The organism is Bordetella saccharivorans (assembly GCF_045862855.1).
Lineage (GTDB): Bacteria > Pseudomonadota > Gammaproteobacteria > Burkholderiales > Burkholderiaceae_B > Bordetella_A > Bordetella_A petrii_F.
Genome location: NZ_BAAFZO010000001.1, coordinates 3,832,599 through 3,857,956 on the forward strand (window position 1 = coordinate 3,832,599; position 25,358 = coordinate 3,857,956).

The 25,358-nt window shown below is 71.2% G+C and carries 25 protein-coding genes; 10 read left to right on the top strand and 15 right to left on the bottom strand.

Annotated elements, in window-relative coordinates; genetic code table 11:
• Positions 1 to 57 precede the first annotated feature (57 nt).
• Positions 58 to 1,767, top strand: a complete 1,710-nt coding sequence (locus ACKTT0_RS18445; protein ID WP_407851239.1) for a SulP family inorganic anion transporter — start codon at positions 58 to 60, stop codon at positions 1,765 to 1,767.
• Positions 1,768 to 1,837: 70 nt separating this feature from the next.
• Here the strand turns inward: ACKTT0_RS18445 and ACKTT0_RS18450 are convergent, their stop codons facing one another.
• The 3 genes from ACKTT0_RS18450 to ACKTT0_RS18460 are packed head-to-tail and all read right to left on the bottom strand — an operon-like array spanning position 1,838 to position 4,392.
• Positions 1,838 to 2,464 (bottom strand): DUF937 domain-containing protein, encoded by a 627-nt coding sequence (locus ACKTT0_RS18450; protein ID WP_407851240.1) that lies wholly within the window; start codon positions 2,462 to 2,464, stop codon positions 1,838 to 1,840.
• The gene (locus tag ACKTT0_RS18455; protein ID WP_407851241.1) at positions 2,461 to 3,936 is read right to left on the bottom strand and encodes a DHA2 family efflux MFS transporter permease subunit; all 1,476 of its coding nucleotides are present in this window, start codon (positions 3,934 to 3,936) and stop codon (positions 2,461 to 2,463) included. The genes ACKTT0_RS18450 and ACKTT0_RS18455 overlap by 4 nt, the downstream gene beginning before the upstream one ends.
• 36 nt (positions 3,937 to 3,972) lie before the next feature.
• A complete protein-coding gene (locus ACKTT0_RS18460; protein WP_028353310.1) occupies positions 3,973 to 4,392 on the bottom strand; it encodes a VOC family protein in 420 nt (139 codons plus the stop codon).
• Positions 4,393 to 4,499: 107 nt separating this feature from the next.
• Between ACKTT0_RS18460 and ACKTT0_RS18465 the strand changes: the two genes are divergently transcribed.
• A complete protein-coding gene (locus ACKTT0_RS18465) occupies positions 4,500 to 5,333 on the top strand; it encodes a ParB N-terminal domain-containing protein (RefSeq protein ID WP_407851242.1) in 834 nt (277 codons plus the stop codon).
• A gap of 501 nt (positions 5,334 to 5,834) precedes the next feature.
• Here ACKTT0_RS18465 and ACKTT0_RS18470 read toward each other — a convergent pair.
• The 8 genes from ACKTT0_RS18470 to gorA all read right to left on the bottom strand — a co-directional run bounded on the left by ACKTT0_RS18470 (position 5,835) and on the right by gorA (position 14,202).
• Positions 5,835 to 6,584 (bottom strand): 2OG-Fe(II) oxygenase, encoded by a 750-nt coding sequence (locus tag ACKTT0_RS18470; protein ID WP_407851243.1) that lies wholly within the window; start codon positions 6,582 to 6,584, stop codon positions 5,835 to 5,837.
• A gap of 67 nt (positions 6,585 to 6,651) precedes the next feature.
• Positions 6,652 to 6,990 (bottom strand): I78 family peptidase inhibitor, encoded by a 339-nt coding sequence (locus ACKTT0_RS18475; RefSeq protein WP_407851244.1) that lies wholly within the window; start codon positions 6,988 to 6,990, stop codon positions 6,652 to 6,654.
• A gap of 73 nt (positions 6,991 to 7,063) precedes the next feature.
• Positions 7,064 to 8,035, bottom strand: coding sequence for an AraC family transcriptional regulator (locus ACKTT0_RS18480; RefSeq protein ID WP_407851245.1), 972 nt, complete (start codon positions 8,033 to 8,035; stop codon positions 7,064 to 7,066).
• Between the two features lie 35 nt (positions 8,036 to 8,070).
• Positions 8,071 to 10,326 carry a xanthine dehydrogenase family protein molybdopterin-binding subunit gene (locus tag ACKTT0_RS18485; protein ID WP_407851246.1) on the bottom strand — a complete coding sequence of 752 codons (2,256 nt, stop codon included), beginning with the start codon at positions 10,324 to 10,326 and terminating at the stop codon, positions 8,071 to 8,073.
• A 13-nt stretch (positions 10,327 to 10,339) separates the two neighbouring features.
• Positions 10,340 to 10,798 (bottom strand): (2Fe-2S)-binding protein, encoded by a 459-nt coding sequence (locus ACKTT0_RS18490; RefSeq protein ID WP_407851247.1) that lies wholly within the window; start codon positions 10,796 to 10,798, stop codon positions 10,340 to 10,342.
• A gap of 146 nt (positions 10,799 to 10,944) precedes the next feature.
• Positions 10,945 to 12,072, bottom strand: coding sequence for a 3-deoxy-7-phosphoheptulonate synthase (locus tag ACKTT0_RS18495; RefSeq protein WP_407851248.1), 1,128 nt, complete (start codon positions 12,070 to 12,072; stop codon positions 10,945 to 10,947).
• 70 nt (positions 12,073 to 12,142) lie between these two features.
• Positions 12,143 to 12,775: a LysE family translocator gene (locus ACKTT0_RS18500; RefSeq protein ID WP_407851249.1), complete on the bottom strand. Its 633-nt coding sequence runs from the start codon at positions 12,773 to 12,775 to the stop codon at positions 12,143 to 12,145.
• A 68-nt stretch (positions 12,776 to 12,843) separates the two neighbouring features.
• A complete protein-coding gene (gene gorA / locus ACKTT0_RS18505) occupies positions 12,844 to 14,202 on the bottom strand; it encodes a glutathione-disulfide reductase (protein WP_407851250.1) in 1,359 nt (452 codons plus the stop codon).
• A 184-nt stretch (positions 14,203 to 14,386) separates the two neighbouring features.
• Here gorA and ACKTT0_RS18510 point away from each other — a divergent pair, with 184 nt between their 5' ends.
• A complete protein-coding gene (locus ACKTT0_RS18510) occupies positions 14,387 to 14,686 on the top strand; it encodes a hypothetical protein (RefSeq protein ID WP_407851251.1) in 300 nt (99 codons plus the stop codon).
• Positions 14,687 to 14,704: 18 nt separating this feature from the next.
• Here ACKTT0_RS18510 and pdxR read toward each other — a convergent pair whose 3' ends face one another.
• Complete coding sequence (gene pdxR / locus ACKTT0_RS18515; protein WP_407851252.1) at positions 14,705 to 16,198, bottom strand: MocR-like pyridoxine biosynthesis transcription factor PdxR; 1,494 nt, start codon at positions 16,196 to 16,198, stop codon at positions 14,705 to 14,707.
• A gap of 69 nt (positions 16,199 to 16,267) precedes the next feature.
• Here pdxR and ACKTT0_RS18520 point away from each other — a divergent pair, with 69 nt between their 5' ends.
• The 4 genes from ACKTT0_RS18520 to ACKTT0_RS18535 all read left to right on the top strand — a co-directional run bounded on the left by ACKTT0_RS18520 (position 16,268) and on the right by ACKTT0_RS18535 (position 20,359).
• Complete coding sequence (locus ACKTT0_RS18520) at positions 16,268 to 16,984, top strand: GNAT family N-acetyltransferase (RefSeq protein WP_407851253.1); 717 nt, start codon at positions 16,268 to 16,270, stop codon at positions 16,982 to 16,984.
• Between the two features lie 85 nt (positions 16,985 to 17,069).
• A complete protein-coding gene (locus tag ACKTT0_RS18525) occupies positions 17,070 to 17,615 on the top strand; it encodes a phosphatase PAP2 family protein (protein ID WP_407851254.1) in 546 nt (181 codons plus the stop codon).
• 84 nt (positions 17,616 to 17,699) lie between these two features.
• A complete protein-coding gene (locus ACKTT0_RS18530) occupies positions 17,700 to 18,779 on the top strand; it encodes a glycosyltransferase family 2 protein (protein ID WP_407851255.1) in 1,080 nt (359 codons plus the stop codon).
• Positions 18,776 to 20,359: an ArnT family glycosyltransferase gene (locus ACKTT0_RS18535; protein ID WP_407851256.1), complete on the top strand. Its 1,584-nt coding sequence runs from the start codon at positions 18,776 to 18,778 to the stop codon at positions 20,357 to 20,359. The genes ACKTT0_RS18530 and ACKTT0_RS18535 overlap by 4 nt, the downstream gene beginning before the upstream one ends.
• Here ACKTT0_RS18535 and ACKTT0_RS18540 read toward each other — a convergent pair.
• Positions 20,307 to 20,702, bottom strand: coding sequence for a GtrA family protein (locus ACKTT0_RS18540; protein WP_407851257.1), 396 nt, complete (start codon positions 20,700 to 20,702; stop codon positions 20,307 to 20,309). The two genes, ACKTT0_RS18535 and ACKTT0_RS18540, sit on opposite strands and share 53 nt — an antisense overlap.
• An 87-nt stretch (positions 20,703 to 20,789) precedes the next feature.
• Here ACKTT0_RS18540 and ACKTT0_RS18545 point away from each other — a divergent pair, with 87 nt between their 5' ends.
• The 3 genes from ACKTT0_RS18545 to ACKTT0_RS18555 all read left to right on the top strand — a co-directional run bounded on the left by ACKTT0_RS18545 (position 20,790) and on the right by ACKTT0_RS18555 (position 23,662).
• A complete protein-coding gene (locus tag ACKTT0_RS18545; RefSeq protein WP_407851258.1) occupies positions 20,790 to 21,554 on the top strand; it encodes a ChbG/HpnK family deacetylase in 765 nt (254 codons plus the stop codon).
• Between the two features lie 102 nt (positions 21,555 to 21,656).
• Positions 21,657 to 22,367 carry a response regulator transcription factor gene (locus ACKTT0_RS18550; protein WP_407851259.1) on the top strand — a complete coding sequence of 237 codons (711 nt, stop codon included), beginning with the start codon at positions 21,657 to 21,659 and terminating at the stop codon, positions 22,365 to 22,367.
• On the top strand, positions 22,364 to 23,662 hold the full coding sequence (locus tag ACKTT0_RS18555; RefSeq protein ID WP_407851260.1) for a sensor histidine kinase: 1,299 nt from the start codon (positions 22,364 to 22,366) through the stop codon (positions 23,660 to 23,662). The genes ACKTT0_RS18550 and ACKTT0_RS18555 overlap by 4 nt, the downstream gene beginning before the upstream one ends.
• Before the next feature lie 11 nt (positions 23,663 to 23,673).
• On the opposite strand, the gene ACKTT0_RS18560 is transcribed toward ACKTT0_RS18555, so the two are convergent.
• Both ACKTT0_RS18560 and ACKTT0_RS18565 read right to left on the bottom strand, forming a co-directional pair.
• Positions 23,674 to 24,009 (bottom strand): thioredoxin family protein, encoded by a 336-nt coding sequence (locus ACKTT0_RS18560; protein WP_407851261.1) that lies wholly within the window; start codon positions 24,007 to 24,009, stop codon positions 23,674 to 23,676.
• A 63-nt stretch (positions 24,010 to 24,072) separates the two neighbouring features.
• Positions 24,073 to 25,335, bottom strand: coding sequence for a Zn-dependent hydrolase (locus ACKTT0_RS18565; protein ID WP_407851262.1), 1,263 nt, complete (start codon positions 25,333 to 25,335; stop codon positions 24,073 to 24,075).
• Between the last annotated feature and the right edge of the window lie 23 nt (positions 25,336 to 25,358).

Genomic DNA, 25,358 nt, shown 5'->3' on the forward strand with positions numbered 1-25,358 from the left:
CGCTTTCATTCGGCAGCGCCGCCGGCCGGGCCGGCGGCGGCCTTGGAGTTGATCGTCGTGATTGCTTTGATCGAGGCCCGCCGGGCCGGCCTGTTGGGGCGCCAATACTGGCTGCCGAACATTGTCTCGGGCGTCATCGTCGGCGTGGTCGCGCTGCCGCTGGCCATGGCCTTCGCCATCGCGTCCGGCGTCAAGCCGGAGCAGGGCCTGTATACCTCCATCGTGGCGGGGCTGGCGGTGGCGGTGTTCGGGGGCAGCCGCCTGCAGATCGCCGGCCCGACCGGGGCGTTCATCGTCATCCTGGCCGGCGTGGTCGCCGAGCATGGCGTGGCCGGCCTGCAGCTCGCCACCCTGATGGCCGGCGTGATCCTGTTGCTGCTGGGCGTCGGTCGCATGGGCGCGGTGATCAAGTTCATTCCGGCGCCGGTCATCGTCGGTTTTACCGCCGGCATCGGCGTCATCATCTGGGTGGGCCAGTGGAAGGATTTCTTCGGGTTGCCGGGCGTGAGCGCCGCCCACTTCCACGAAAAGCTGTGGCAACTGCTGCAGGCCCTGCCGCACCTGCATCCCGCCACCACCGCGCTTGCCATCCTGAGCCTGGCCCTGCTGGTACTGTCGGCCCGCGTTCCCTACCTGCGACGCGTCCCCGGGCCGCTGGTGGCGCTGGTGGCGGCGACGGCGCTGCAGGCGGCCTGCCAGTTCGACGGCGTGGCCACCATCGGCTCGGCGTTCGGCGGCGTGCCGCAGGGGCTGCCCCACTGGCAGTGGCCCGAGCTGAGCCTGGCCCGTGTCATCGAACTGATCGGCCCGGCATTCGCCATTGCCATGCTGGGCGCCATCGAGTCGCTGCTGTCGGCCGTGGTGGCCGACGGCATGGCCGGCACCCGCCACGATTCCAACCAGGAGCTGATCGGCCAGGGCATCGCCAATATCGCGGCGCCGCTGTTCGGCGGCATCGCCGCCACCGGCGCCATTGCCCGCACCGCGACCAACATCCGCAATGGCGGCTCCAGCCCGCTGGCCGGCATCGTGCACGCCGTGACGCTGGTGGCCATCGTGGTGCTGCTGGCGCCGCTGGCCGAGAACGTGCCGCTGGCGGCGCTGGCGGCGATCTTGTTCGTGGTAGCCTGGAACATGAGCGACCTGCGGCATTTCGCCAAGATGCTGCGCCGCGCGCCGCGCGCCGACGTGGTGATCCTGCTGGTCACGTTCTGCCTGACGGTTTTCGCCGACCTGGTGGTGGCGGTGAACATCGGCGTGATCCTGGCCACGCTGCATTTCCTGCGGCGCATGGCGGCCAGCGTCGGCGTGCAACAGGTCGAGGGCGACGAGCTGCGCCGCGAACTGGCCGGCAGCGGCGTGGCGGACCTGCCCGAGGGCGTGCTGGTCTACACGGTCGAAGGGCCGCTGTTCTTTGCCGCGGTGGAGAATTTCGAGCATGCCCTGGCGTGCACCCACAGCGATCCGCGCCTGCTGGTGATTCGCCTGCGCCGCGTGCCCTTTGTCGATGTGACCGGGCTGCAAGTGCTGGAGGACGTCATCGTGCGCCTGCAGCGGCGCGGGGTGCGGGTGGCGCTGGTGGAGGCCAACGCGCGGGTGCGGGGCAAGCTGCAGAAAGCCATGGTGGCCGACCTGGTGGGGCCCGACGGCCTGTTCGACACCTTGGCGCAGGCCCTGGCGGCGCATGGCGCCGCGGCGAGCGACCCGTCCGGCACTCAACCGCCCGGTGCGCCGGGCCGCCTGGATGGACAGGCGCCGGCGTCCTGATATGCCCGGCGGCCGGCCGCGCTGGCCGGGGAGGTAGTCCGGCGCCGCGCGCGGCACGGCGCCATGCGGTTCAGCGGCGGCCGTTGAGCAGGCCGCTGCCCATCTTGAACAGGTCGTTCAGGCCGACCTGGCCGTCGCCGTCCTGGTCGAGCAGCGAGCCCAGCAGGCCGCCGCCCAGGCCGCCTTGCTGGCGCGCCGCGTCGCGTTCCTGGCCCAGCGCGGCGCCGAGCCCGCCGGCGTCCATGCCGTTGCCCTGCATGCGCTGCGCCAGGAAGGCCATGACGATGGGAGCCAGCATCTTCAGCAGGTTGGCGGCATTGTTGCCGCCCAGCCCGGTGGCCTGGCCCAGGCTGTCTTCGGCGCGCTGCTGGTTGCCGCCGAAAATGTGGCCCAGGATGCTGGCGCCATCGGCCTGGCCGGCGCCGGCCCCGGCGCCGCCGCCCAGCAGCGAGCCCAGCAAGCCGCCGAGATCGGCGCCGCCGCCGGCATGGTCGCGCTGCAGGGCGCCGAACAGTGCTTCGGCGCCCTGCGGCTGGGAGGCGTTCTGTCCCAGCGAGCCCAACAGCATCGGCAGCGCCGCGCCGACCGCCTCGCGGGTCTGGGCGGCGTCGGTGCCGAGTTGCTGGGAAATCTGCTGGATGGGCGCGCCCTGCAATTGGGCGAACAGCTCGTCGGAGAGCGTGGCGGGAGAGTTCATGGCGAGTCTTCCTGATGAACGGGTTTGGCAAGCGTACCACCGGATGGTTGCGCGTGGCGCGGGGCCGGCGTGGCGTTGCGCAGCAGCAGTCCGCCCAGCAGGGCGGCCGCCGCCGCGCAGAGGGCGCCCAGCAGGAAGGCCAGGCGATAGCCGCCATTGAGCGCCTCGGGCAATATGGCGCCGGCCGCGGCCAGGCTGCCGGTGCGCGCGGCCGCCAGGCTGGCCAGTATCGCCAGCCCCAGCGCGCCGCCCATCATGAAGGCGGTGTTGACCACGCCGGAGGCCAGGCCTGATTCATGCGGCGGCACGTCGTTCATGGCCGCCAGCAGCAGCGGGTTGAAGGCGATGCCGGCGCCCAGCCCCAGCAGCAGCATGCCGGGCAGGATGTGCAGCGCAAAGCTGCCGTCGATGGGGGCCTGCGAGAACAGGAACAGCCCGAGCGCCGCGACGGCCAGGCCCGCGGCCAGCGGCGCGCGGATGCCGAAGCGCATGACCAGCCGCGCCGACACGCCCAGCGAGCATACGGCCATGACCAGGTTGCCGGGCAGGAAGGCCAGCCCGACCTGCATGGCGCTGTAGCCCAGCACCAGTTGCATGTAGAGGGCCGAGATGAAGAACCAGGCGAACATGGCGCCGGCCCACAGCACGCCGACCACGTTGGCGGTGGCCAGGTTGCGCAGGCGGAACAGCCCGAGCGGCATGAGGGGCGCCTCGGCGCGCGACTCGATGGCCAGGAACGCCGCCAGCAGGATGGCCGCCACGATGAGCAGCCCGAGCGACTGGGTCGAGGTCCAGCCCGCCTCGTTGCCGTTGACCACGGCGTAGACGGCCAGCATCAGCGACAGCGTGACGGTACAGGCGCCCGCCACGTCCAGCCGGGTGCCCGAGGCCGGCGGCCGGCCGCCAGGCAGCAGGACCCGGCACAGGCCGAATACCGCCGCGCCGATCGGCAGGTTCACCAGGAAAATCCAGTGCCAGCTCAGCACGCTGGTCAGCAGCCCGCCCAGCAGCACGCCGACGCTGCCGCCGCCGGCACAGACGAAGCCGTATACGCCCATGGCCTTGGCGCGCTCGGCAGGCTCGGAGAACAGGTTCATGATGAGCGACAGCGAGACCGCCGACACCACCGCGCCGCCCAGCCCCTGCACCGCCCGCGCGGCCACCAGCGTGGCCTGGCTGCCCGCCACGCCACAGGCCAGCGAGGCCACGGTGAACAGGCTGATGCCGGCCAGGAACATGCGGCGGTGGCCGTACAGGTCGCCCAGCCGCCCGCCTAGCAGCAGGAAGCCGCCGAAGGTCAGCATGTAGGCGTTGACCACCCACACCAGCGCGGTTTCGGAAAATTGCAGGTCGGCGCGGATGGACGGCAGCGCCACGTTGACGATGGTGGTGTCCAGGACGATCATCAGCACGCCGAGGCACAGTACCATCAGCGCCAGCCAGCGTTGCCTGTCTTGGAGATTATGCTGCATGCGGGAAGCTCCGTTGTTTGTTGCGGCAGGGCCGGTTCAGCCGGCTATCTGCCCGCCGTTGATCAGCCACGAGGTGCCGTAGCGGTCGGTCAGGGCGCCGAAGGCCTCGGCCCAGAAGGTCTTTTGCAGCGGCATGGTGATCGTGCCGCCTTCGGCCAGGCTGTTGAATACGCGCGTCGCGTCCGACACGGTGGGAAAGACCAGCGCCAGCGAGACGCCCTGCTGGCCTTGATAGGGCTGCTCGCCGGCGATATCGGAGGCCATCAGGGTCTGGCCGTCCAGGCTGAGGCGCGCGTGCATGATGCGCTCGGCCATGCCGGCGGGCACTTCGGTGCCGGCCGGCGCCTGGCTGTAGGGCACCATGGCCTCGACGCGCCCGCCCAGGGTGCGCTCGTAGAAACGCATGGCCTCGGCGCACTGGCCGTCGAAACTCAGGTAGGGGCAGAGCTGGGGCATGATGGATTCTCCTCTGTAGTCGGGCCGCGCGGCACGGGTGGCCAATGGCGGCGGGCCGGTGGTGTAATGGCGGGCGCGCGTCGCTGAATCACGAACGAGCCGTCACGATGACCATCCAGATTAATGAAGAACTGCGAACTTATATAGACCCGCTGACCCCCGACGAATACGCCGCGCTGGAGCGCAGCCTGCTGGCCGAGGGCTGCCGCGATGCGCTGGTGCTGTGGGGCGATGTGCTGGTCGACGGGCACAATCGCTACGAACTGTGCCGCAAGCATGGCATCGAATTCAAGACCGTCCAGAATACCCGCTTTACTTCACTGGATGACGTACGGCTCTGGATGATCGAAAATCACTTGGGCCGGCGCAGTGTATCGGACTTCCAGCGCGGCGTGCTGGCGTTGCGCAAGAAAGAAATCCTGCAGGCGCGGGCGAGCGCGCAGGCAAGTGCGGAGGCAGCCGGGCAGGGCGAGGCGGCTGCCGCGCCGGCCGAGGCACAGCCGCCGGTGGCGCTGAGCCGCCAGGCGCTGGCGCGGGCGGCCCGCGTCAGCAGCAATACGCTGGGGCAGATCGAGAAAATCCACAAGGCGGCGGCGCCGGAATTGGTGCGGGCGGTGAAGGCGGGCGAGATCTCCATCAACGCCGCCGCGGCCGTGGCCGCGCTACCCGCCGAGCGGCAGGTGGCGGCCGCCGCGGAAGGCCGCAAGGCCTTGCGCGAACTGGCGCGGCAGGCGCGCGAGGCGAAGGCGGCGGCGCGCGCGCCGGACGCCGACGCGCCACCCGCGGAGGACGCGGCCGGCGCCGAACCGGTGGCCGACTATCCCGCCGAGGTCGCGCGCTTGCGCCGGCTGGTGGCGGCGCTGACGGAAGAACGCGATGCGCTGAAGAAGAAGGTGATGCACCTGACGGTGGCGCTGGCCGAGGCGCGCAATGGGACTTGAGGGCGGGTTTGGCGGCCACGGCGGGGAGCCGGGTTGCCCGCTGTTGTCATGTGGCGCGTCGATGGATGAGTTCTTTAGGCGCCCGGGCGTGCCGGTGGGGCCTGGTCGGCCACGTCGCTCGGCTCGGGCGCGCCACCAGGCGCCCTCGGCCCCCTGCGGGGGCTGCCCTCGCTCCAACTGGCCGCCCAGGCCCCACCGGCACGCCTGGGCTCGCAGGATCTCGGATATGTCGGCATTGGATACCTTTGTGCCGATCTAACAGGTGTCAGACACCCCTGCCGGGATGGCGCGGGTAGGCGGGACTGCCGCAAGGGGTGTCTGACACCTACATACGCCGTTCCCCAATGGCTCAGCGGACCGTCGCATGCCGCCGCTGCCAGCCTCGCTCAGGACGTCCTACTGCCCGGTCACGCGTCAAAAGCCGGACATGCCGCGCCGCCTGATGCCCAGGCGTGGCGCGGTTGCGCGACGGATCCCAGACCCATGCGCGGCCGCCGGCTGCTATTGCGCGTCATGAAAGATGATGCCCACCGTGTAGCGCCGCCCCGAGCGCACGCGGCTGACGCCGTGCCGCTGATTGACCCGATAGTAGCCGCGCGTGCCCTGCACCGGCCGGTGGTGCACGGCGAAGACCACGGCGTCGCCCTGGCGCAGGGGCACGACCTCCACGCTGGACTGCATGCGCGGGCGCTGTGTGGTCAGCACGAATTCGCCGCCGGTGAAATCGCGCCCCGGCTCGGACAGCAGGATGGCGACCTGCAGCGGGAACACGTGTTCGCCGTACAGGTCCTGGTGCAGGCAGTTGTAGTCGCCCGGGCCGTAGGCCAGGATCAGCGGGGTGGGGCGCCGCTGGCCGGCGGCGTGGCAGCGCGCCAGGAACGCGGCGTGGTCCGCCGGGTAGCGCGTGTCGATCCCCATGGCTTCGTTCCAGCGGTTGGCCAGCGGCGCCAGGCGCGGGTAGAGCGCCGCGCGCAACTGCGCCAGGATGTCGGGCAAGGGATAGGCGTAGTACTGGTATTCGCCGCGGCCAAAGCCGTGCCGGCTCATGACGACGCGGCTGCGGTAGCGGGCCGCGTCGCCGTAGCCCGCGGCCAGGGCCTCGCATTCGTCGGCCCGCAGCAGTCCGGGGATGACGGCGTGGCCGTCCTGGTCGAGGGCGTTTTCCAGTGGCGGCCAGTCGAGCGGGCCGACCCGCGCGCCTGGCGGGTCGGGGCGCGCGGCGGGGTTGGTGTGGGGGCGGGTGTCGGGCATTGCGCCAGTGTAGGCCGCCCGCTGCCGGGCGCACTCCGGTGCTTGCGCCCGAATTCGCCGTCGTGCGTCAGCCGCAGCGCAGCGCGGTGATGGTTTCGCCGCCGTCCAGGATGAGGTTCAGGCGGTCGGGGTTGTATTCCATGGTCATGACCTGGCCGGGCCGCATGACGCGCAGGTGGCTGGAGTGCGAGCGCGCGCGGGCATCGTCGGCGACCGACTCGCTGTACTTGGTGCCGGCCAGGTCCTGGACGGGCTGGGCGTCGCAGCCGGGGCCGGTTGCGCTGCCGCCGGAGGGTGCGGCGGCGCTGTCGGCCGCCGGGGCATCGGAGGCGGCGCGCTGGGTTCCAGAGGTGGCGCAGGCGGTCAGGCCGGCGACGAGGAGGAGGGGAATCAGCTTGCGGATCATGGAGACTCCTTGATGCGGGTGAGATATCCATGATAGACCAGCCAGCCCGCCGATTCGTTCACCGGCGGCGGGCTCAGGCGCCGCCGGCCAGCGCCAGCGGCGCCGCGGCGGGGGCCGGCGCGGCGCTGCGCAGGCGGGCCACGTCGCGCAGCGGCGGCGCGCCGTATTGCCGGCTGTACTCGCGGCTGAACTGCGAGGCACTTTCGTAGCCGACCTGGCGCGCCGCCGTGCCGGCGTCGGCCAGCCCGGCCAGCAGCAAGCGGCGGGCCTCCTGCAGGCGCAGCTGCTTCTGGTACTGCAGCGGGCTCATCGCGGTGACCGCCTTGAAGTGGTGGTGCAGGGAGGAGGTGCTCATGTTCACTGACTGCGCCAGTTGCTCGATGCGCAGCGGGCGGTCGAAGTGGGCTTTCAACCATTCGATCGCCTGCCGCACCTGGTGGGCCGGCCCCTCGTCGCGCGCGATGTGCCGCAGCCGTCCGCCCAGTTCGCCGGTGAGCAGGCGGTAGGCGATTTCGCGGCGCACCAATGGCGCCAGCACCGGGATGTCGTGGGGCGCATCCAGCAGCCGGGCCAGCCGCAGGGCGGCGTCCAGCAGCGGTGCATCGAGCCGGGCGACCGACAGGGCGCGTCCCGGGGCGGCATCGGCCGGGGGCGGCAAGCGGGTCTCGAGCAGTAGGTCGGCCACGCTGCGCCGGTCCACGTCCAGCAGGAAACATAGATATGGGGTGCCGGGGCTGGCCAGGGTGATGCGCGAGGCCACCGGCAGGTCGATCGAGGTCAGCAGATAGTGCGAGGCGCTGTATTCGTAGACGTCCTCGCCCACCTCCACGCGCTTGGCGCCTTGCACCAGCAGCGCCAGCGACGGCCGGTACACCGCGAAGCACAGCTCGCTGGGCTGCGAAGAGCGAAAGAATTGCAGCCCGTCGATGGCTGTCTGGAGCAGGCCGTCCTCGCGGGCGTGGCGGGCCACCAGCGCCGCCAGTTCGTCCAGGCCGGCGGCCTGCGCGGCCGCGCGGGCCGGGGGAATGGTCGAGGTAGGCGCCATGGTCAGCGGCGAAGCAAGGGGAGCGACATATATTATTACGCTTGCTCCGCCGGCTTGAGCTGGCCGGCGAACGGCAGCCTGCGGATGCGCTGGCCGGTGGCGTTGAACAGCGCGTTCGCCACCGCCGGCGCCACTGGCGGCACGCCGGGCTCGCCCACGCCGGTGGGCTTTTCGGTGGACGCCACCGTGTGCACCTCGACGGCCGGCATTTCGTTGATGCGCATGATCGGGTAGTCGTGGAAATTGCTCTGCTCGACCTGGCCGTCCTTCAGGGTGAGCGCGCCGTGCAGCGCGGTCGACAGCCCGAAGCCGATGCCGCCCTCCATCTGGGCGCGCACCACGTCGGGGTTGACCACCACGCCGCAGTTCAGCGCGCAGACGATGCGGTCGACCTTGAAGCTGCCGTCGGCCTTCACGGTGACCTCGGCCACTTGCGCCACGATGGTGTTGAACGACTCGTGCAGCGCCACGCCGCGGCCGCGCCGCTCGCCCTGTGCGGGCGCGGCCAGCGGCTGGCTCCAGCCGGCGCGCTCGGCGGCCAGCTCCAGCACTTTGCGGTGGCGCGGGTGGTCCTGCAGCAGGGCCAGGCGGTAGGCGACCGGATCCTGCCGCGCCGCGGCGGCCGCCTCGTCCATCAGCCCCTCGGCCGAGAAGGCCGTATGGGTGTGGCCCACCGAGCGGTACCACAGCACCGGCACGGCGACGTCTTCGGGCGTATAGGACTCGACCCGCAGGTTGGGCACGCCATAGCGCAGGTCGGCCTGGCCCTCGACCGAGGTGGGGTCGATGCCGTCCTGCATGGCGGCTTCGAACGGGCCGCCGAGGAAAATCGATTGCCCGGCCAGGCGCACGTGCCACGCCAGCGGCTTGCCCTGCGCATCCAGGCCGATGCGGGCGCGATGTATGTTGAGCGGCCGGTAGTAGCCGCCGCGCATGTCGTCCTCGCGCGTCCACACGAGCTTGACCGGGGCGCGCACGCCCTGGTCGCGGGCGGCCTTGGCGATCGACACCGCCTCGACCACATAATCGGCATGGGCGTTGGCGCGCCGGCCGAAGCTGCCGCCGGCGTACAGCTGGGTAATGTTCACCCGTTCCGGCGCGATGCCCAGCAGCCGAGCCACCGCGGCCTGATCCACGGTCTGGAACTGTTCGCCGTTCCAGATATCGCAGCGGCCGTCGCCCAGCTGCACCAGGCAATTCATCGGTTCCATCGCGGCATGGGCCAGGTAGGGCACTTCGTACTCGGCCTCGATGACCTGCGCGGCCTGCGCCAGCGCCGCATCGACATCGCCCTTGCTGCCCGCCACCTTGCCGGGCTGGTCCAGCGCCTGGCGGAATTGGGCGCGGATCTCTTCAGTGCCCTTGCGGTAGGCCTTGCTGTCGTCCCACTGCACTTGCAGTGCATCGCGCCCGGCGCGCGCGGCCCAGGTATTGTCCGCCAGCACGGCCACGCCGCCGAAGCTGTGCGCGGTGCCGGGAAACTGCACCACGTGGCGCACGCCCGGCACCGCCTTCGCCTTGCCGGCGTCGAAGCCCGCCACCGTGGCGCCGAAGCGCGGCGGATGGGCGGCCACGGCCACCAGCATGCCGGGCAGTTTCATGTCCTGGGTGAAGCGGGCCGTGCCGTCGGTCTTGGCCGCGCCATCGACGCGGCGCGGCGCTTCCTGGCCGATCAGCTTGAAATCGCCGGGCGCCTTGAGCGGCACCGCGTCGGGCACCGGCAGCCGGGCCGCCCGCTCCGCCAGTTCGCCGAAGCCGGCCTGGCGCTGCGAGGCCGCGTGGCGCACCACGCCGGCGGACACGGTGATGCCTTGCGGGTCCACCTGCCACTGCTCGGCCGCCGCCGCCACCAGCATGGCGCGCGCGGTGGCGCCGGCGCGGCGCATCTGCTCGTACGAGTTGGCGATGGCGGTGCTGCCCCCCGTGCCCTGCACGCCCAGGGCCAGGTTCTTGTACAGGTCGGTGTTGGCCGGGGCGCCTTCGACGCGGATGCTGGCCCAGTCGGCGTCCAGTTCCTCGGCCAGCAGGGTGGCCAGGCCGGTATAGGCGCCCTGGCCCATTTCCAGGTGCTTGGACAGCACGGTGACCGTGCCGTCGGTGCCGATGCGCACGAAGGCGTTGGGCGCGAAGGCGGCGCCGCCGGCGGTCGGGGCCGCGCTGGCGGCGCGCGCGGCGGCCGGGGCCAGCGCGATGCCGAGCACCAGTCCGCCGGCGCCCTGCATGAAGCGGCGGCGGCTCAGGTTGCGCACCGGCGCGATGGCGCCGGCATGGGAACGCACGAGGGGATGCATGGCGGACTCCTGTTCAGGCCAGCGCGCGGGCGGCTTCGTGGATGGCGGCGCGGATGCGCACATAGGTGGCGCAGCGGCACACGTTGCCGCTCATGGCGGCATCGATGTCGGCATCGCTGGGCTGCTTGTTCTGCGCCAGCAGGGCGGTGGCCGACATGATCTGGCCCGACTGGCAATAGCCGCACTGGGCCACGTCGAGCTTGCGCCAGGCGGCCTGCACCGCTTGCCCGACGCTGTCGGCGCCCACGCCCTCGATAGTGGTGATCTTCTTGCCGGCCACGGCCGCCAGCGGCGTCACGCACGAACGGATCGCCGCGCCGTCGGCGTGCACCGTACAGGCGCCGCACAGGGCCATGCCGCATCCGTACTTGGTGCCGGTGAGGTCGGCGACATCGCGCAGCGCCCACAGCAGCGGCATTTCATCGGGCGCATCGATGGCGGTGTCCTGGCCATTGATGTTCAAGCTGGGCATGGGGATTTCCTTGCTGAGTCGCGGGGCGGCGCCCCGAAGGCCTTCAGGATAAAAAATCCGCATGCACGCCAGCAATGCCGATTACTCCGCTATTCTTGCCTGATCCTGCGAGAGTGCGCGGCAACCCGTGGCTGCCGCGAATGCCGCTATGCCGCGGCGCGCGCGCGCCGCTGGCGTACCGCCTGGGCCAGGTCGGCCAGCACGGGCTCGGTCTGGGCCCAGCCCAGGCAGGCGTCCGTGATGGAAACGCCATGGCGCAGCGGCACGCCGGGCTTGAGGTCCTGCCGGCCTTCTTCCAGGTGGCTTTCGATCATGACGCCGATGATGCGGCGTTCGCCGCCAGCCAGTTGCGCGGCCACGTCGTACGCCACCTCGACCTGGCGCTGGTGCGATTTGTTCGAATTGGCATGCGAGCAGTCGATCATGACCTGTTCGCGCTGGCCGGCGGCGGCCAGCGCCGCGCAGCATGCCGCCACGCTGGCGGCGTCATAGTTGGGGCCCTGCTTGCCGCCGCGCAGGATCACGTGGGTGTCGTCGTTGCCGCGGGTTTCGAAGATGGCGGCCATGCCCATCTTGGTCATGCCCATGAATGCGTGCCGCGCCCGCGCCGCCACGATGGCGTCGGCCGCCACCTGCATGCCGCCGTCGGTGCCGTTCTTGAAGCCCAGCGGGCAGCTCAGGCCCGAGGCCAGCTGGCGGTGGCTGGGGCTTTCCGTGGTGCGCGCGCCGATGGCGCCCCAGGCGATCAGGTCGGCGATGTACTGCGGGCTGAGCAGGTCGAGGAATTCGGTGGCGATGGGCAGCCCCAGCGCGCCGATTTCCAGCAGCAGCTCGCGGGCGCGCCGCAGGCCTTCGTTGATGCGGAAGCTGCCGTCCAGGCGCGGATCGTTGATGTAGCCCTTCCAGCCCACCGTGGTGCGCGGTTTCTCGAAGTACACCCGCATGACGACGAGCAGGTCGTCGCGCAGCGCCTGGGCGGTTTTCTTCAGGCGCGCGGCATATTCCAGGGCCTGGTCGTGGTCGTGGATGGAACAGGGGCCGACGACCACCACCAGCCGGTCGTCGCGCCCGTGGAGTATGTCGGCGATACGGGCGCGGGCGTCCTCCACCAGGGCCTGCGTGGCGGCCGGCACCGGCAGTTCGTCCTGCAGCAGGGCAGGGGAGATCAGCGGGCGCACCGCGCCGATGCGGACATCGTCGATGCGGGTGGTGTCTTGCGTGGAATCGGCCTGGCCGGCTTCGCGGTCGTGCAGGGGGTCGTCGATACGGTTCATGGCGGTCTCGGGAATGCGGGGCTGCGGACGGGATTATCGCACCCCGCCGCGGCCGCGCCGCCGCGCCGCGTCAACGCCGCGAGTCGAGCGCCATGCGTACCGCCAGGCCGGCCAGCACGGTGCCCATCAGCCAGCGCTGCGCCACCAGCCAGAGCGGCCGGGTGCCGAGGAAGCCGGCGATCGAGCCCGCGGCCAGGGCGATCAGCGCATTGATGCTGAGGCTGATGAGGATCTGCATGAAGCCCAGCGTCAGCGACTGCAGCAGCACGCTGCCCTGGCCCGGCGAGATGAATTGCGGCAGCAGCGACAGGTACAGGATGGCGATCTTGGGGTTGAGCAGGTTGGTGACCAGGCCCATGGTGAAGAGCTGGCGCGGGCTGCTGCGCGGCAGCTCGCGCACCTGGAACGGCGAGCGGCCGCCCGGGCGCAGCGCCTGCCAGGCCAAGTAGCCGAGGTACAGCGCCCCGCCCAGCCGCAGGGCATCGTAGGCATAGGGCACGGACAGCAGCAGGGCGGTGATGCCCAGCGCGGCGCACAGCACGTAGAACACGAAGCCCACGGCCACGCCGCCCAGCGAGATCAGGCCGGCCCGCGGGCCCTGCGAGATCGAGCGCGAGATCAGGTAGACCATGTTGGGGCCGGGGGTCAGCACCATGCCCAGCGACAGCAGGGCGAAGGCGACCAGGTTGGACAGTTCGGGCATGCGGGGCTCCGGGCGGAAGGAAGGGGATCCGTCCGGAAGCGTACCGCAGATCTGTATCGGAACAGCGCCTATTCTTGCACCGGGGTGCGCAGCGTGACGAATTCCTCGGCCGCCGTGGGATGGATGCCGATCGTTTCGTCGAATACCTGCTTGGTGGCGCCGGCCTTCAGCGCCACCGCCAGGCCCTGCACGATCTCGCCGGCGTCCGGGCCGACCATGTGGCAGCCCAGCACCCGGTCGGTGTCGGCGTCGACCACCAGTTTCATCAAGGTCTTTTCCTGGTCGCCGGTCAGGGTCAGCTTCATGGGGCGGAAGCGGCTCTCGAAGCGCTTGACGCGGTGGCCGGCGGCCACTGCGTCCTCGGTGGTCAGGCCCACCGTGCCGATGTTCGGCAGGCTGAACACGGCGGTGGGAATCAGGTTGTAGTCGACCTTGCGGTATTCCTCGGGGCGGAACAGGCGGCGCGCCACCGCCATGCCTTCGGCCAGCGCCACCGGGGTCAGGGGCATGCGGCCGATGACATCGCCCACCGCCAGGATCGACGGCTCGCTGCTGCGATACTCGTCGTCGACCGCAATGAAGCCGTCGTCGTTGAGCTTCACGCCGGTGTTCTCGAGCCCCAGGTTGTCCAGCATGGGGCGCCGGCCCGTGGCATAGAACACGCAATCGGTCTCGACGACTTCGCCGCTTTTCAGCGTGGCGGCCAGGCTGCCGTCGGGCCGCTTGTCGATGCGCGCCACGTCGGCATTGAAGCGCAAGTCCAGGCCTTTCTTGATGAGCTCGTCGCGCAGGTGCTCGCGCACGCCGCCGTCGAAGCCGCGCAGGAACAGCTCGCGCCGGTAGACCTGCACCGTCTGCGCGCCCAGGCCGTTGAAAATGGAGGCGAATTCCACCGCGATGTAGCCGCCGCCCACCACCAGCACGCGGCGCGGCAGGCTCTGCAGGAAGAACGCCTCGTTCGAGGTGATGGCGTGCTCTTTGCCGGGGATGTCGGGCACCTGCGGCCAGCCGCCGGTGGCCACCAGGATGTGCCGGGCCGTGCAGCGCTGGCCGTTGACCTCGACCGTGTGCGGGTCGAGCAGGCGGGCGTGGCCTTCGTGCAGCGTCACGCCGCTGCCCACCAGCAGGTTGCGGTAGATGCCGTTCAGGCGCTCGATCTCGCGGTTCTTGTTGGCGATCAGGGTCGGCCAGTCGAAGCCGGGCTGGCCGGCCGTCCAGCCATAGCCGGCGGCGTGTTCGAAATCTTCGCGGTAGTGCGCGCCATATACCAGCAGCTTCTTGGGGACGCAGCCCACGTTCACGCAGGTGCCGCCCAGGTAGCGGCTTTCCGCCACCGCCACGCGGGCGCCGAAGCCGGCGGCGAAACGCGCGGCGCGCACGCCGCCCGAGCCCGCGCCAATTACGAACAGGTCAAAATCGAAAGCCATCTTCGTCCTTTCCGCGGCCATCCGGCGGCCGCGCGCAAATACACCAGAAGAGGCTGTATTAAACCTCTAATCGACGCCGGTCCGCAGGCGCCCGCGCAAGCCCGGCGCGGATCGGATACATTCCAGCAGTGGCGGCGCCCGCGCGGCGGCCGCCTTCCGGGGGGCATCCCCGCTATGGGATCTCATGCAGACTGAAGACAGTTTTTTCGGCTCGGTGGGCGCCATGCTCGGCGAGGTCATCCGCGCCATCGTGGCGGGCCTGCGCTATGTTTTCGGCGGCCTGGGCAGCGCCCTGGGCGATTTTTTCTCCGGCCTGGCCGGTGCCCTGGGCATGGGCCCGTCGATCTTCAATTTCGCCCTGCTGGTGCTGGGCCTGGTGCTGCTGTGGGCCGCCGTCAAGGCCTTCCTGCGGCGCGCCATCGTGGCCGGCATCTTCTGGCTGGTGCTGGCCATGCTGCTGCTGGGTGGGTTGATCGGCGGGTAAGGCGGCGGCCGGGCCGCCTCAGCGGCTGGCGCATGCGCCGACGATGCCCGCCAGGCGCTTGATCAGCGGCTCGAACAGCTCGGCCGGGGTGTTGCCGTAGCCGAGCACCAGGCCGTTGTGCCCGGCCGGCCGCAGTGCGAAGCCGGACAGCGCGGCCGGCGCCATGCCGGCGCGGCGGGCCTCGGCGGCGATGGCCTGGTCCGGGTAGCGGGCCGGCAGGCGCAAGGTCAGGTGCAGCCCGCCCTGGCCGCCTACCAGTTGGTGCGGCAGCGCCAGGTGGCGGGCCAGCGCCGCGCGCAGGGCCTGCTGCCGGTCGCGGTATAGGCGGCGCATGCGCCCCAGGTGGCGGGCGAACTGGCCGCTGTCGATGAATTCCGCCAGCGCCAGCTGTTCGTGGCGATGACCGCCGCGCAGCAATTCCTGCACGGCCGTGCGCGACGGCCCGTCGAGCGCCGGCGGCACGACCAGGAAGCCGATGCGCAGGGCCGGGAACATGGTCTTGCTGAACGTGCCCGCATATAGCACCGGCGCATCCTCGGCCAGCCCCTGCATGGCCGGGATCGGCTCGCCATGGTGGCGGAATTCGCTGTCGTAGTCGTCCTCGATGATCCAGGCGCCAGCCTGGCGGGCGCGCTCCAGCAGCTCGAGGCGCCGCGCCGCGGCCAGCACCGCGCCGGTGGGGTACTGGTGCGACGGGGTGGTATAGATCAGCCGCGGAGGCCGGCGGCGCCACAGGGAGTCGGCCGGCGCGATGCCCTGTTCATCGACGGGCACCGGCACGATGCGCAGGTCGCTGGCCTGCAGGGCCGTCTTGGCGCCGCGGTAGCCCGGGTCTTCCACCCAGGCGGTGTCGCCCGGGTCGCCGACCAGGCGCGCGCACAGGGACAAGGCTTCTTGCGCGCCCTCGGTGATGACGATCTGTTCCGCTGCGCAGCGCACGCCGCGCGACACGCCCAGGTGCCGGGCAATGGCCTGGCGCAGTGCCGGCTCGCCGGCCGGGTCGCCATAGCCCAGCGTGGCCAGCGGCATGTGGCGCAGGGCCCGGTCGACCGCCCGGCGCCACGCGCCCAGCGGGAAATGGCTGAGCGCCGGCGTGCCGGGTCGCAGCGCCACCCCGGGCTCGGCGGGCGGCGCGGACGCCGGGATGCGCGCGATGCGCCGCGCCGTCGGCGCGCTGGGCGCGGCCTGCGCCTCCCGGGCCTGCGGCGCGGACGGCAGCGACGCCACCCGCGTGCCTTGCCGGTCGGCCAGGACATAGCCTTCGGCCGTCAACTGGCCGTAGGCCAGCAGCACGGTGTTGCGTGAAACGCCCAGTTGGTCGGCCAAGGCGCGCGAGGCGGGCAGCCGGCTGCCGGGCGGCAGGCGGCCGTCCAGGATGGACTGCTTCAGGCGCTGCAGCAACTGGCGCTGCAGGGTCTGGCGGCTCCGGGGGGCGGCGAGCGGGCTGTCGAGCAGGGTGGCGCCGTGGTTCATGGCTCTAAAAAATAAGCAGGTTCTGGTGCTTTTTAGCATGCCACGATTCGGCTACCTTAGCGAATACGTCGTTTCCCAGCCATCCCACATAGAGAGAGGATCGCCTGCATGTCCGCCGTCACCGTCCCGCAACAACCCGTAGGCCACCCCGTACCCAACTGGACCGCCCGTCCGCGTCCGCCGCGCGAGCCCCTGGCCGGACACTATTGCCGCCTGGAGCCGATGGACGCGGCGCGCCATGGCGACGACCTGTACGCGGCGTTCAGCCAGACGCCCGACGATAGCGACTGGACCTACACCTACGCCGGCCCGTTTGCCGACCGGGACAGTTTCCAGGCCTACGCGCGCAAGATGGAGGCCTCCGAGGATCCGCAGCATTACGCCATCATCGAGGCGGGCAGCGGCCGCGCGGTCGGCACGCTGGCGGCCATGCGGATCGACCCCGCCAACGGCGTGGTCGAGGTCGGCCATGTGGTGTATTCGGAGCAGCTCAAGCGCACCCCGGCGGCCACCGAGGCGCAGTACCTGCTGATGCGGCGCGCCTTCGACCAGTTGGGCTACCGGCGCTACGAATGGAAGTGCGACAGCCTCAACGCGCCGTCGCGCGCGGCCGCGGCGCGGCTCGGCTTCCAGTTCGAAGGCATCTTCCGCCAGGCCACCGTCTACAAGGGCCGTAACCGCGACACCGCCTGGTTCTCGATCATCGACGGCGAATGGCCGGCCGTGCGCGACGGCATGGAGCAATGGCTGGCGCCCGATAACTTCGATGGCCAGGGCCGGCAGCGGCGGCGGCTGGGCGACCTGATCGCCGCGGCACGGCCCTAGGGCGGGGCGCCGCTTCAACGGAAATTCGACGCGGGGTCTTGCACACTGGCGCCACCGCTACCCGTGACGCCCGTCAATCCCGCCCGTGTACGACATCGAATTCCTGGAGGCGTGGAACATCGCCGCGTTCCAGTTCTGCCACGGCAGCCTGGCGGCCGGCCACGCCTGGGTGCTGGCCGCCACCTGGCTGGCCGAATTGCCGGTCTATCTGGCAGCCATCCTGGTGCTGGGATGGCTGGTCCGCCGGCGCGACGCGGCCGCCGCCTGTCTGGTCGCGTGCGCCTGCGCCAGCGCGCGCCTGGCGGAACTGGCCATGAGCCTGCTGGCCTATCATGCGCGGCCGTTCGCCGCGGGCTTCGGGCCCGCCATGGTGGCCCACGCCGCCAATAATTCCATGCCGAGCAGCCACGCGACCTTTGTCTGGACCCTGGCGGCGGCGCTGGCCGCCCGGCGCCAATGGCCGCTGGCGGCAACGCTGGGCATCCTGGGCCTGCTGGTGGCGTGGGCGCGCGTGTTCGTCGGCATCCACTGGCCCCTGGACATGGTGGGCGCGGCACTGGCCGCCACGCTGGGCGCGTTCTGCGGCTGCCTGGCGCTGCGGACCTGGGCCGCGCTGGCGCAGCGCGCCTGAAATGGGACGCTGGCCACGGCGGCTCAACGAAAATTCGACGCGCGGCCTCGCATACTGGATGCTCCTGTACTGCAAGCACCTGCCATGCCTGTCGAGTTTCGCTCAGAAGCGGCGGCCTCCGTCGTCCCTTTCCTTCGCCCCGATGCGCCCGTCGCGCTGCCGGCCGGGCCTTCGCATGCGCCGCCGTCCGACGCCGGGCGGCTGGGCGACATACTGGTCAGTTGCGTCATTCCGTGCCTGAATGAATGCGACAACCTGCGGCTGCTGTTGCCCGCATTGCGGGCTCAGTTGGAGCCGCTGTGCCCGCAATGGGAAATCATCGTGGTCGATGACGGCAGCACCGACGCCACGCCCCTCCTGATGGCCGAATGGCTGGCGCTCGATGGTATCCGCTATGTCCAGTTGTCGCGCAATTTCGGCAAGGAGGCGGCGCTGTCGGCCGGCTTCGAGGCCGCCGACGGCGACGTGGTGATCTGCCTGGACGCCGACCTGCAGCATCCGCCGGCGCTGATCGCCACCATGCTCGAGCGCTGGCTGGCCGGCGCCGAGATGGTCTACGCCGTGCGCGCGCATCGCGACGACGAGCCGTGGCTCAAGCGGGCCGGCGCCCGCGCGTTCTACCGCCTGCTCGGCGGCACGCGCGGGGTGCGGATACCGCCCGACGCGGGCGACTTCCGGCTGCTGGACCGGCGCGTGGTGGATGCGCTGGTCGCCCTGCCTGAACGCACCCGCTTCATGAAGGGGCTCTACGCCTGGGTGGGTTTCCGCGCCGAGCCGCTGGCGTACACGCCGGATGCCCGCGCCGCCGGCGCCAGCCGCTACGACGCCTGGCGGCTGCTGCGCCTGGCGCTGGATGGCCTGACCGCATTTACTACCTGGCCGCTGCGCATGGTGAGCCTGCTCGGCTGCGCATTCTCGCTGGCGTCGTTCGCCTATGGCGCTTACCTGGTCATGGCCTACCTGGTCAACGGCAACCGGGTGTCGGGCTGGACCACTATCGTGACGGCGCTGCTGTTCTTTGCCGGCGTCAACCTCATTTCGCTGGGCGTGGTGGGCGAGTACGTCGCCCGCATTTTCGACGAGGTCAAGGGGCGGCCGCTGTTCGTGGCGCGCCAGCGCCGCGGTCTCGCCCGGCGCGCCCGCGTGCGGCGGGCGCGGCCATGAGCCGCTTGCGCGCAACGTGGCCGCCGCGCGGGTGGCTGGTGCTGCTGGCCGGCGCGGTCTGGCTCGGCTGGCTGGCGTGGGCGCGCCCGCTGACGCTGCCGGACGAGGGGCGCTATGCCGGCGTGGCCTGGGAAATGCTGCGCAGCGGTTCGCATGCCGTGCCGCTGCTGGACGGCATGCCTTACTTCCACAAACCGCCGCTGTATTACTGGATGGCCGAGTGGAGCTTCCGGTGGTTCGGCCTGAACGAATGGGCCGCCCGCCTGCCGTCGTGGCTGGCTGCCTGGGGAGCGCTGGCCGGCATGTACGGTTTCGTGCGGCGCTACCGCGATGCCGCCACCGCGACCATCGCCGCCGCCATCCTCGCTACCATGCCGTTCTATTACGGCGGGGCGCAGTTCGCCAACACCGACATGCTGGTGGCCGGGCTGGTGAGCCTGTGCGTGCTGGCCGGTGCCGACGCGGTGCTGCGCGCACAGGCCGGCCGGCCGCACCGCGCCATGTCGCTGGCGGCGGCGGCGCTGGCCGCCCTGGCAGTGCTGGCCAAGGGGCTGATCGGGCTGGTGCTGCCGGGCGCGACCTTGTGCCTGTGGCTGCTATTGACGCGCCGCTGGCGCGGCTATGCCGTGCTGCTGTGGCCGCCTGCCCTGGCCGTGTTCGCGCTGGTGGCCGTGCCGTGGTTCTGGCTCATGCAACAGCGCTTTCCCGGTTTTTTCCACTACTTCTTCGTCTACCAGCATTTCGAGCGGTTCGCGCGCTCCGGCTTCAACAATGTGCAGCCATTCTGGTTCTACCTGCCTGTCATCATCGGCCTGGCGGTGCCCTGGTCGCTATGGGGCGGCGGGGCGCTGCGCAAGGGGTTCTGGACCGCCGCCGATGCGTCGGGGGTGCGCAGCCTGATGGCGGTATGGTGCGCCGTCGTGCTGGTTTTTTTCTCCATTCCCAGCTCCAAGCTGATCGGCTATGTGCTGCCGGCGCTGCCGCCCCTGGCCGTGTTGTTGGCCGAGGTCGTGCAGGGCGCCCTGCAGCGCGGCGGCACCCGGCGCCTGCGGCGCCTGGCCTGGGGCTGCGCCGCCGCGGCGGCGGTCCTGTGCATGGCCCTGGTGGCAGTGTTCGCGGCCAACCCCCGGCGCAGCGCCGAGCCGCTGGGCCGGCGCATCGCCGCCGAGATGCGGCCCTCCGACGTCCTGGTGACGCTGCACTCCTATCCGTTCGACCTGGGCTTCTACACTGGCGCGCGCCGGCCCGGCTGGGTGGTCGACGACTGGAGCGACCCGGAGATCGCGCTGCGCGACAACTGGCGCAAGGAGCTATACGACGCCGGCCGGTTCGATCCGCAGGTCGCCCGGCGCGTGCTGGTGCCGCGCGATGCGCTGCCGGCGCGCATGTGCGCCGCCGGGCCCGGCAGCCGCTTCTGGATCTGGGGAGGCGTCGACGACGGCGCGCGTTTCGCGGTCCTGCAAGGGCTGCCGGCACGCTACGCAGATTCCCACTACAGCGTCTGGCGCATCGATGTCGACGCGGCGTTCACGCGCCGGCTCTGCGGCGAAACGCCCATAGCCGGCTCGCCAGGAAAGTGAGCACCGCCAGCCCCAGCAGGATGATAGCCAGCAGCGCGTCGTAGCGCACGCGCGTGGCGTGCAGCAGCCAGGCGTAGGCGGCTTCGTTGAGCAGGAATCCGCACGCCGAGATCAGGAAGAAGCGGCGCGCGGCCACCGTCCAGCGCGACGCCAGATGACGAAAAGTGAGCCGATAATGACCCGTGAACGATACGACGAATGCCACCAGCCAGCCTATGGCGTTGGCGGCCAGCGGCGGCAGGCCCAGCTGTTCCACGCAGCCGACGGCGATGGCCCAGTGGGTCGCCGCGGCGGCGCAGCCCACGAAGAGGAACCAGCCAATTTGTTTGATCAGGGCGCGCATCGAGGATCAGACATGCACCGCGGCCAGGCGCGGGGCGGGGAAGGGAAATGGTGGAAGCGCATAGTCGTGTGTGGCGACGATTTTGGCATGAATGCGGGCATCGATGCCGCCATGCTGCAGCTGGCGCGGCTGGGACGCCTGAGCGCCGTCAGCGTCCTGACGCAGGGCGCCACGTTCGCCGCGCGCGGGTCCGCGCTGCGCGGCCTAGACCTGGACCTGGGCGTGCACCTGAACCTGACCGAAGACCTGGGCGCGGCCGTCCCGGCCCGCATGCTGCCGTTGCCCGCGCTGATTTCGCGCGCCTACGCCAACCGCCTGGACGGAGCCTGGCTGGACGACCAACTGGCGCGCCAGTTCGACGCCTTCGAGGCGGTGCTTGGCCGCGCGCCGGACTATGTCGACGGCCACCAGCATGTGCACCAGTTGCCGGGCGTGCTGCCGCGCCTGCTGCGCCTGATACAGCAACGCTACGGCCGCGACACGCCGTGGCTGCGGTATACGGCGCCAGGCATGCAGGAAGGCATTCCGCTGCGCGAATCGGCCAAGGCCGCCCTCGTCGGGGCCCTGGGGGCCGGGGCCGTGGCGCGCGCGGCGCGGCACGCGGGGCTGCGCACCAATCGCCGCCTGCTGGGCGTCTACGGCCTGCAGGGCGGCGCGCGCCGCTATGCCGGCCTGCTGCAGCGCTGGCTGACCAATGCGCGCGATGGCGACCTGCTGGTCTGCCATCCGGCCTTGCCGGGCGCGGGCGACGCCCTGGCCGCGCAACGGGCGGCGGAATTCGAAGTCTGGGCGCGCCCGGAGCTGGGCGACTGGCTGCGGCTGAACGGCGTGCGCGTGGCGCGGCCGTCGTAATCGTCGCGAGATGCCCGCCATGAATAGCCAAGCAGGAATTGCGCCGATTTCGTACTATGGCAGCGGCCATTCCAGGCCCGCCAGACCGACGTTCCATCGCCCATGACTACTGCTACCGTCGACGCGCGCTACCAGGTCCTGATCGTCGAGGACGACCTGACCATCGCGGGCAATTTGTACCAGTTCCTGGAGGTGAGCGGCTTCGTCCCCGACGTTGCCTACGAAGGCCGCGCCGCGCTGCGCATGCTCGAGACCCGGCGTTTCGACGCCGTGGTGCTGGACGTGGGACTGCCCGGCATGGATGGCTACCAGTTGTTGCACGCGCTGCGCGCCGAGCGGCGCCAGGCCGTGCCAGTGCTGGTCCTGACCGCGCGCGACGCGCTCGACGACAAGCTGGCCGGCTTCGCCCATGGGGCCGACGACTATCTCACCAAGCCCTTTGCGCTGGCCGAGGTGCGGGCGCGCCTGCTGGCGCTGATCCACCGCGCCCGCGGCGCCGTGGTCGAGGCCGTGCGCGAGTTCGGCCCGCTGCAGCTCGACGGGCGCACCCGGGTTGTGTCGGTGGCCGGCCGGCCGGTGCGGCTGACGCGCAAGTCCGGCCTGCTGGTCGAGGCGCTGCTGCGCGACCCGGGCCGGGTGGTGCCGCGCGAGGAGCTCGAGGCCGTGCTGTGGGGCGACGAGCCGCCTTCGGCCGACGCCTTGCGCAGCCAGATGCACCTGTTGCGCCGCGCCCTGGCCGAGGCCGGCTTCGATGGCATCGAGACCGTCCATGGCGTGGGCTGGCGGCTGGCGCTGCCGGGAGGCAGCGCATGAAAGGCGGCACCCTGACCCAGCGCGTCGTCTGGGCGCTGACCGGCGCGGTGGCGGTGTTCGTGGCCGCGCTGGCGCTGCTGGCCTACCTGGCCTTCGATCAAATGGAAGATGGTCTGGTCGAGCAGATCCTGACCACCGAGGCCGACCGGGTGGCCCAGCATGTGGCGGGCGACCCGCAGTTCCTGCCGCCGCACGGCGCGCGCGAGCTGGGAGGATCCATGCGGGCCTGGCTGCACGACGGTCCGGTGCGCGACGACATGCCGGCCCAGCTCGAGGCGCTGCCGCCCGGCCTGCACCGGCTGGAGCCGGGCGCCGAAACCTGGCACATCCGGGTGAGCGATACGCCGCGCGGTCGGCTTTACGTGCTGTACGACGCCTCCGAGCACGAAGAGCGGGGGCGCGAGTTCGGGCTGCTGGTGCTGGGCATGGGCGTACTGTGCGTGATCGCCGCCTACGCGGTGTCGCGCCGCGTGGCCGGCGTGGCGGTCGGGCCACTGCTGGACCTGACCGGCCGCCTGTCGAACTGGGCGCCCGGCTCGCCCGACATGGCCGTTACGCGCGACGACGAGGCCGGCCGCCTGATCGAGGCCTTCAACCGCGTGCAGAACCAGGTGGACCGCTCGATCGCCCGCGAGCGCGAGTTCGCCGCCAACCTCAGCCACGAGGTGCGCACGCCGCTGGCGGCGATCCGCTCGGACAGCGAGATCATGCTGCTGGACGCGGCGCTGCCAGCCGATTCGAGCCAGCGCTTGACGCGCATGGTGGCCAACGTGGATCACATCGCCGCCTCGCTCGAGAGTGCGCGCGCCATGGCGCGCGACCAGCCCCGGCCGGCCGAGCGCGTCGACCTGGCGGCCTGCATGGATGACGCCTGGCGCGGCCTGGAAGTCGAGGCCGAGGCCGCCGGGCTGTCGTTCCACAACCGCATCCCGGCCGGCACTGCGCATATGCTGGACCGCTACGCGCTGCTGACGGTGCTGCGCAACCTGGTGCGCAATGCCATCGAGCATGCCGCGCCGGCCAGCCTGACCGCGGCGCTGACGGCCGACGGCGCGCTGGAATTGCGCGACACCGGCAAGGGCATCGCCGCCGAAGAATTGCCGTTCGTGTTCCAGCGCTATTACAGCGGCCGGCTCGGCGATACGCCCGGCGCGCCTGCCGGCGGCGGCTTGCCGCGCGGCCTGGGGCTGGCCATCGCCAAGCGGGTGTGCGACATGCAGGGCTGGCGCCTGCAGGTCGAGTCCGAGCGCGCCGGCCCGCGGCGTGGCACGCGCTTCCTGCTGGGTTTCGCCTGAGCCGTGCGGCCCTAGGGCAGTTCGGCGGGGTGGCTGTCGAGCGCCAGGCCGATCTGCTGGCGCAGGTCCCATTCGGCCAGCGATGCGCTGACCGGGCCGTAATAGGCGCCGTCGCGGACCAGGAACAGCGAGGGCAGGTGGAACACTTCGTAGCGCGCCACCAGCCCGCCGTTCGCGCCGGCGTCGATCCAGCACAGGCGGTCCACCGGCAGCTCGAGGGCCGGCAATTGCTCGCGCGCCACCCGGCAGGTGCCGCAGGTGCGGCTGTAGAACACCAGCAGCGACAGCCCGGGGGCGTCGAGCAAGTAGCGGTCGGCGGTGCCGTCGGTCAGTTCGAGGTATGACATGTGGGCGGGAACGAGTCGCGACGATAGCGCATTGCACGGCGCGCGTGCCCGCGCGCCATGGTGTCAGCGCGACAGTGCGCGGTCGAGCTCCAGCACGGTTTCGTACAGGACCCGCGTGCCGTCCAGCAGCTGCGCGGGCTCGATCCATTCTTCCGGGCAGTGGCTGCGGCCGCCCAGGCAGGGGATGAAGATCATGCCGATCGGGCCGGTGGGCGCCATGTAGACCGCATCGTGGCCCGCGCCGCTGGGCAGGCGCATCGAGGCGTAGTCGAGCCGGCCGGCGGCGGCCTCGATGGCCTGCATGACCAGCGGCGAGCAGGCGGTGGGGCGGGCGCGGCTGACCGGCGCCTGGGTTGCGCCCACCCGCAGCGCCGCCAGTTCGTCCGCGGCCTCGGCCAGCAGCGTCTCGGGGAAGCGGTCCAGCACGGTGTCGCTGTCGCTGCGCACTTCCAGCATCAGCTCCACCCGGCCGGGCACCGCATTGGCGGCATTGGGCGTGACCTCGATGCGGCCGACCGTGGCCACGACATAATGCGGCTGGCCGCTCAGGCGGCTGGCCTGGCGGTACGCGCCGTCGATCAGCCGGGCGGCGCCGACCAGCGCGTCGCGGCGGATGTCCATCGGCGTAGTGCCGGCGTGGTCGGGCTGGCCTTCCACGGTGATGAGCACGCGCCGGATGCCCACGATGTGGGTGACCACGCCAATGGGCAACTGGCGGCTTTCCAGTACCGGGCCCTGTTCGATGTGCAGTTCGACGAAGGCGGCGGTGTCGCCGGCATGGCGCAGCGGCGCCGCCAGCGCGGCCGGATCGCCGCCGATGCGCCGCAGGCCGTCGGCCAGCGTCTCGCCCTGCGGGTTGCGGGCAGCCAGCATGGCCGCGTCGAGCTGGCCGCATAGCGCGCGGCTGCCGACGCAGGAAATGCCGTAGTCGCTGGGTTCTTCGGACAGGAAGTCGATGACCTCGAACGGATGCGCCAGCTCGACGCCGTGCTCGTGCAGCGTGCGCGCCACTTCGATGCCGGCCAGCACGCCGATGATGCCGTCGAAGCGGCCGCCGCTCATGACGGTGTCGCAATGCGAGCCGGTGACGATCGGCTTGCGCGCCGCGTCGCGGCCGGCGCGCCGGCCCACCAGGTTGCCGCCCGCGTCCAGGCGCACTTCCAGGCCGGCCGCGGCGAATTCGTCGGCCAGCCAGTCACGCGCCTGGCTGAACAGGGGGGAAAAGGCGCGGCGCGTCCACGGCGCCTCGGGCAGGGTATGGCGGGCCAGCGTCTCGACGCGCGACCAGAGGCGCTCGGCATTCAGGGGAGGGAAAGCAGGGGGCATAGACATCCTGGAAAAACATGCGG

Coding starts and splice junctions, on each gene's coding strand:
- ACKTT0_RS18565 (WP_407851262.1), bottom strand. CDS start 25,335: ATGCCCCCTGCTTTCCCTCCCCTGAATGCCGAGCGCCTCTGGTCGCGC.
- gorA (WP_407851250.1), bottom strand. CDS start 14,202: ATGGCTTTCGATTTTGACCTGTTCGTAATTGGCGCGGGCTCGGGCGGC.
- ACKTT0_RS18480 (WP_407851245.1), bottom strand. CDS start 8,035: ATGGCGCCTACCTCGACCATTCCCCCGGCCCGCGCGGCCGCGCAGGCC.
- ACKTT0_RS18535 (WP_407851256.1), top strand. CDS start 18,776: ATGAGCCGCTTGCGCGCAACGTGGCCGCCGCGCGGGTGGCTGGTGCTG.
- ACKTT0_RS18460 (WP_028353310.1), bottom strand. CDS start 4,392: ATGCCCCAGCTCTGCCCCTACCTGAGTTTCGACGGCCAGTGCGCCGAG.
- ACKTT0_RS18475 (WP_407851244.1), bottom strand. CDS start 6,990: ATGATCCGCAAGCTGATTCCCCTCCTCCTCGTCGCCGGCCTGACCGCC.
- pdxR (WP_407851252.1), bottom strand. CDS start 16,198: ATGCTAAAAAGCACCAGAACCTGCTTATTTTTTAGAGCCATGAACCAC.
- ACKTT0_RS18560 (WP_407851261.1), bottom strand. CDS start 24,009: ATGTCATACCTCGAACTGACCGACGGCACCGCCGACCGCTACTTGCTC.
- ACKTT0_RS18490 (WP_407851247.1), bottom strand. CDS start 10,798: ATGCCCAGCTTGAACATCAATGGCCAGGACACCGCCATCGATGCGCCC.
- ACKTT0_RS18455 (WP_407851241.1), bottom strand. CDS start 3,936: ATGCAGCATAATCTCCAAGACAGGCAACGCTGGCTGGCGCTGATGGTA.
- ACKTT0_RS18465 (WP_407851242.1), top strand. CDS start 4,500: ATGACCATCCAGATTAATGAAGAACTGCGAACTTATATAGACCCGCTG.
- ACKTT0_RS18520 (WP_407851253.1), top strand. CDS start 16,268: ATGTCCGCCGTCACCGTCCCGCAACAACCCGTAGGCCACCCCGTACCC.
- ACKTT0_RS18500 (WP_407851249.1), bottom strand. CDS start 12,775: ATGCCCGAACTGTCCAACCTGGTCGCCTTCGCCCTGCTGTCGCTGGGC.
- ACKTT0_RS18485 (WP_407851246.1), bottom strand. CDS start 10,326: ATGCATCCCCTCGTGCGTTCCCATGCCGGCGCCATCGCGCCGGTGCGC.
- ACKTT0_RS18545 (WP_407851258.1), top strand. CDS start 20,790: ATGAATGCGGGCATCGATGCCGCCATGCTGCAGCTGGCGCGGCTGGGA.
- ACKTT0_RS18510 (WP_407851251.1), top strand. CDS start 14,387: ATGCAGACTGAAGACAGTTTTTTCGGCTCGGTGGGCGCCATGCTCGGC.
- ACKTT0_RS18530 (WP_407851255.1), top strand. CDS start 17,700: ATGCCTGTCGAGTTTCGCTCAGAAGCGGCGGCCTCCGTCGTCCCTTTC.
- ACKTT0_RS18450 (WP_407851240.1), bottom strand. CDS start 2,464: ATGAACTCTCCCGCCACGCTCTCCGACGAGCTGTTCGCCCAATTGCAG.
- ACKTT0_RS18540 (WP_407851257.1), bottom strand. CDS start 20,702: ATGCGCGCCCTGATCAAACAAATTGGCTGGTTCCTCTTCGTGGGCTGC.
- ACKTT0_RS18470 (WP_407851243.1), bottom strand. CDS start 6,584: ATGCCCGACACCCGCCCCCACACCAACCCCGCCGCGCGCCCCGACCCG.
- ACKTT0_RS18555 (WP_407851260.1), top strand. CDS start 22,364: ATGAAAGGCGGCACCCTGACCCAGCGCGTCGTCTGGGCGCTGACCGGC.
- ACKTT0_RS18550 (WP_407851259.1), top strand. CDS start 21,657: ATGACTACTGCTACCGTCGACGCGCGCTACCAGGTCCTGATCGTCGAG.
- ACKTT0_RS18495 (WP_407851248.1), bottom strand. CDS start 12,072: ATGAACCGTATCGACGACCCCCTGCACGACCGCGAAGCCGGCCAGGCC.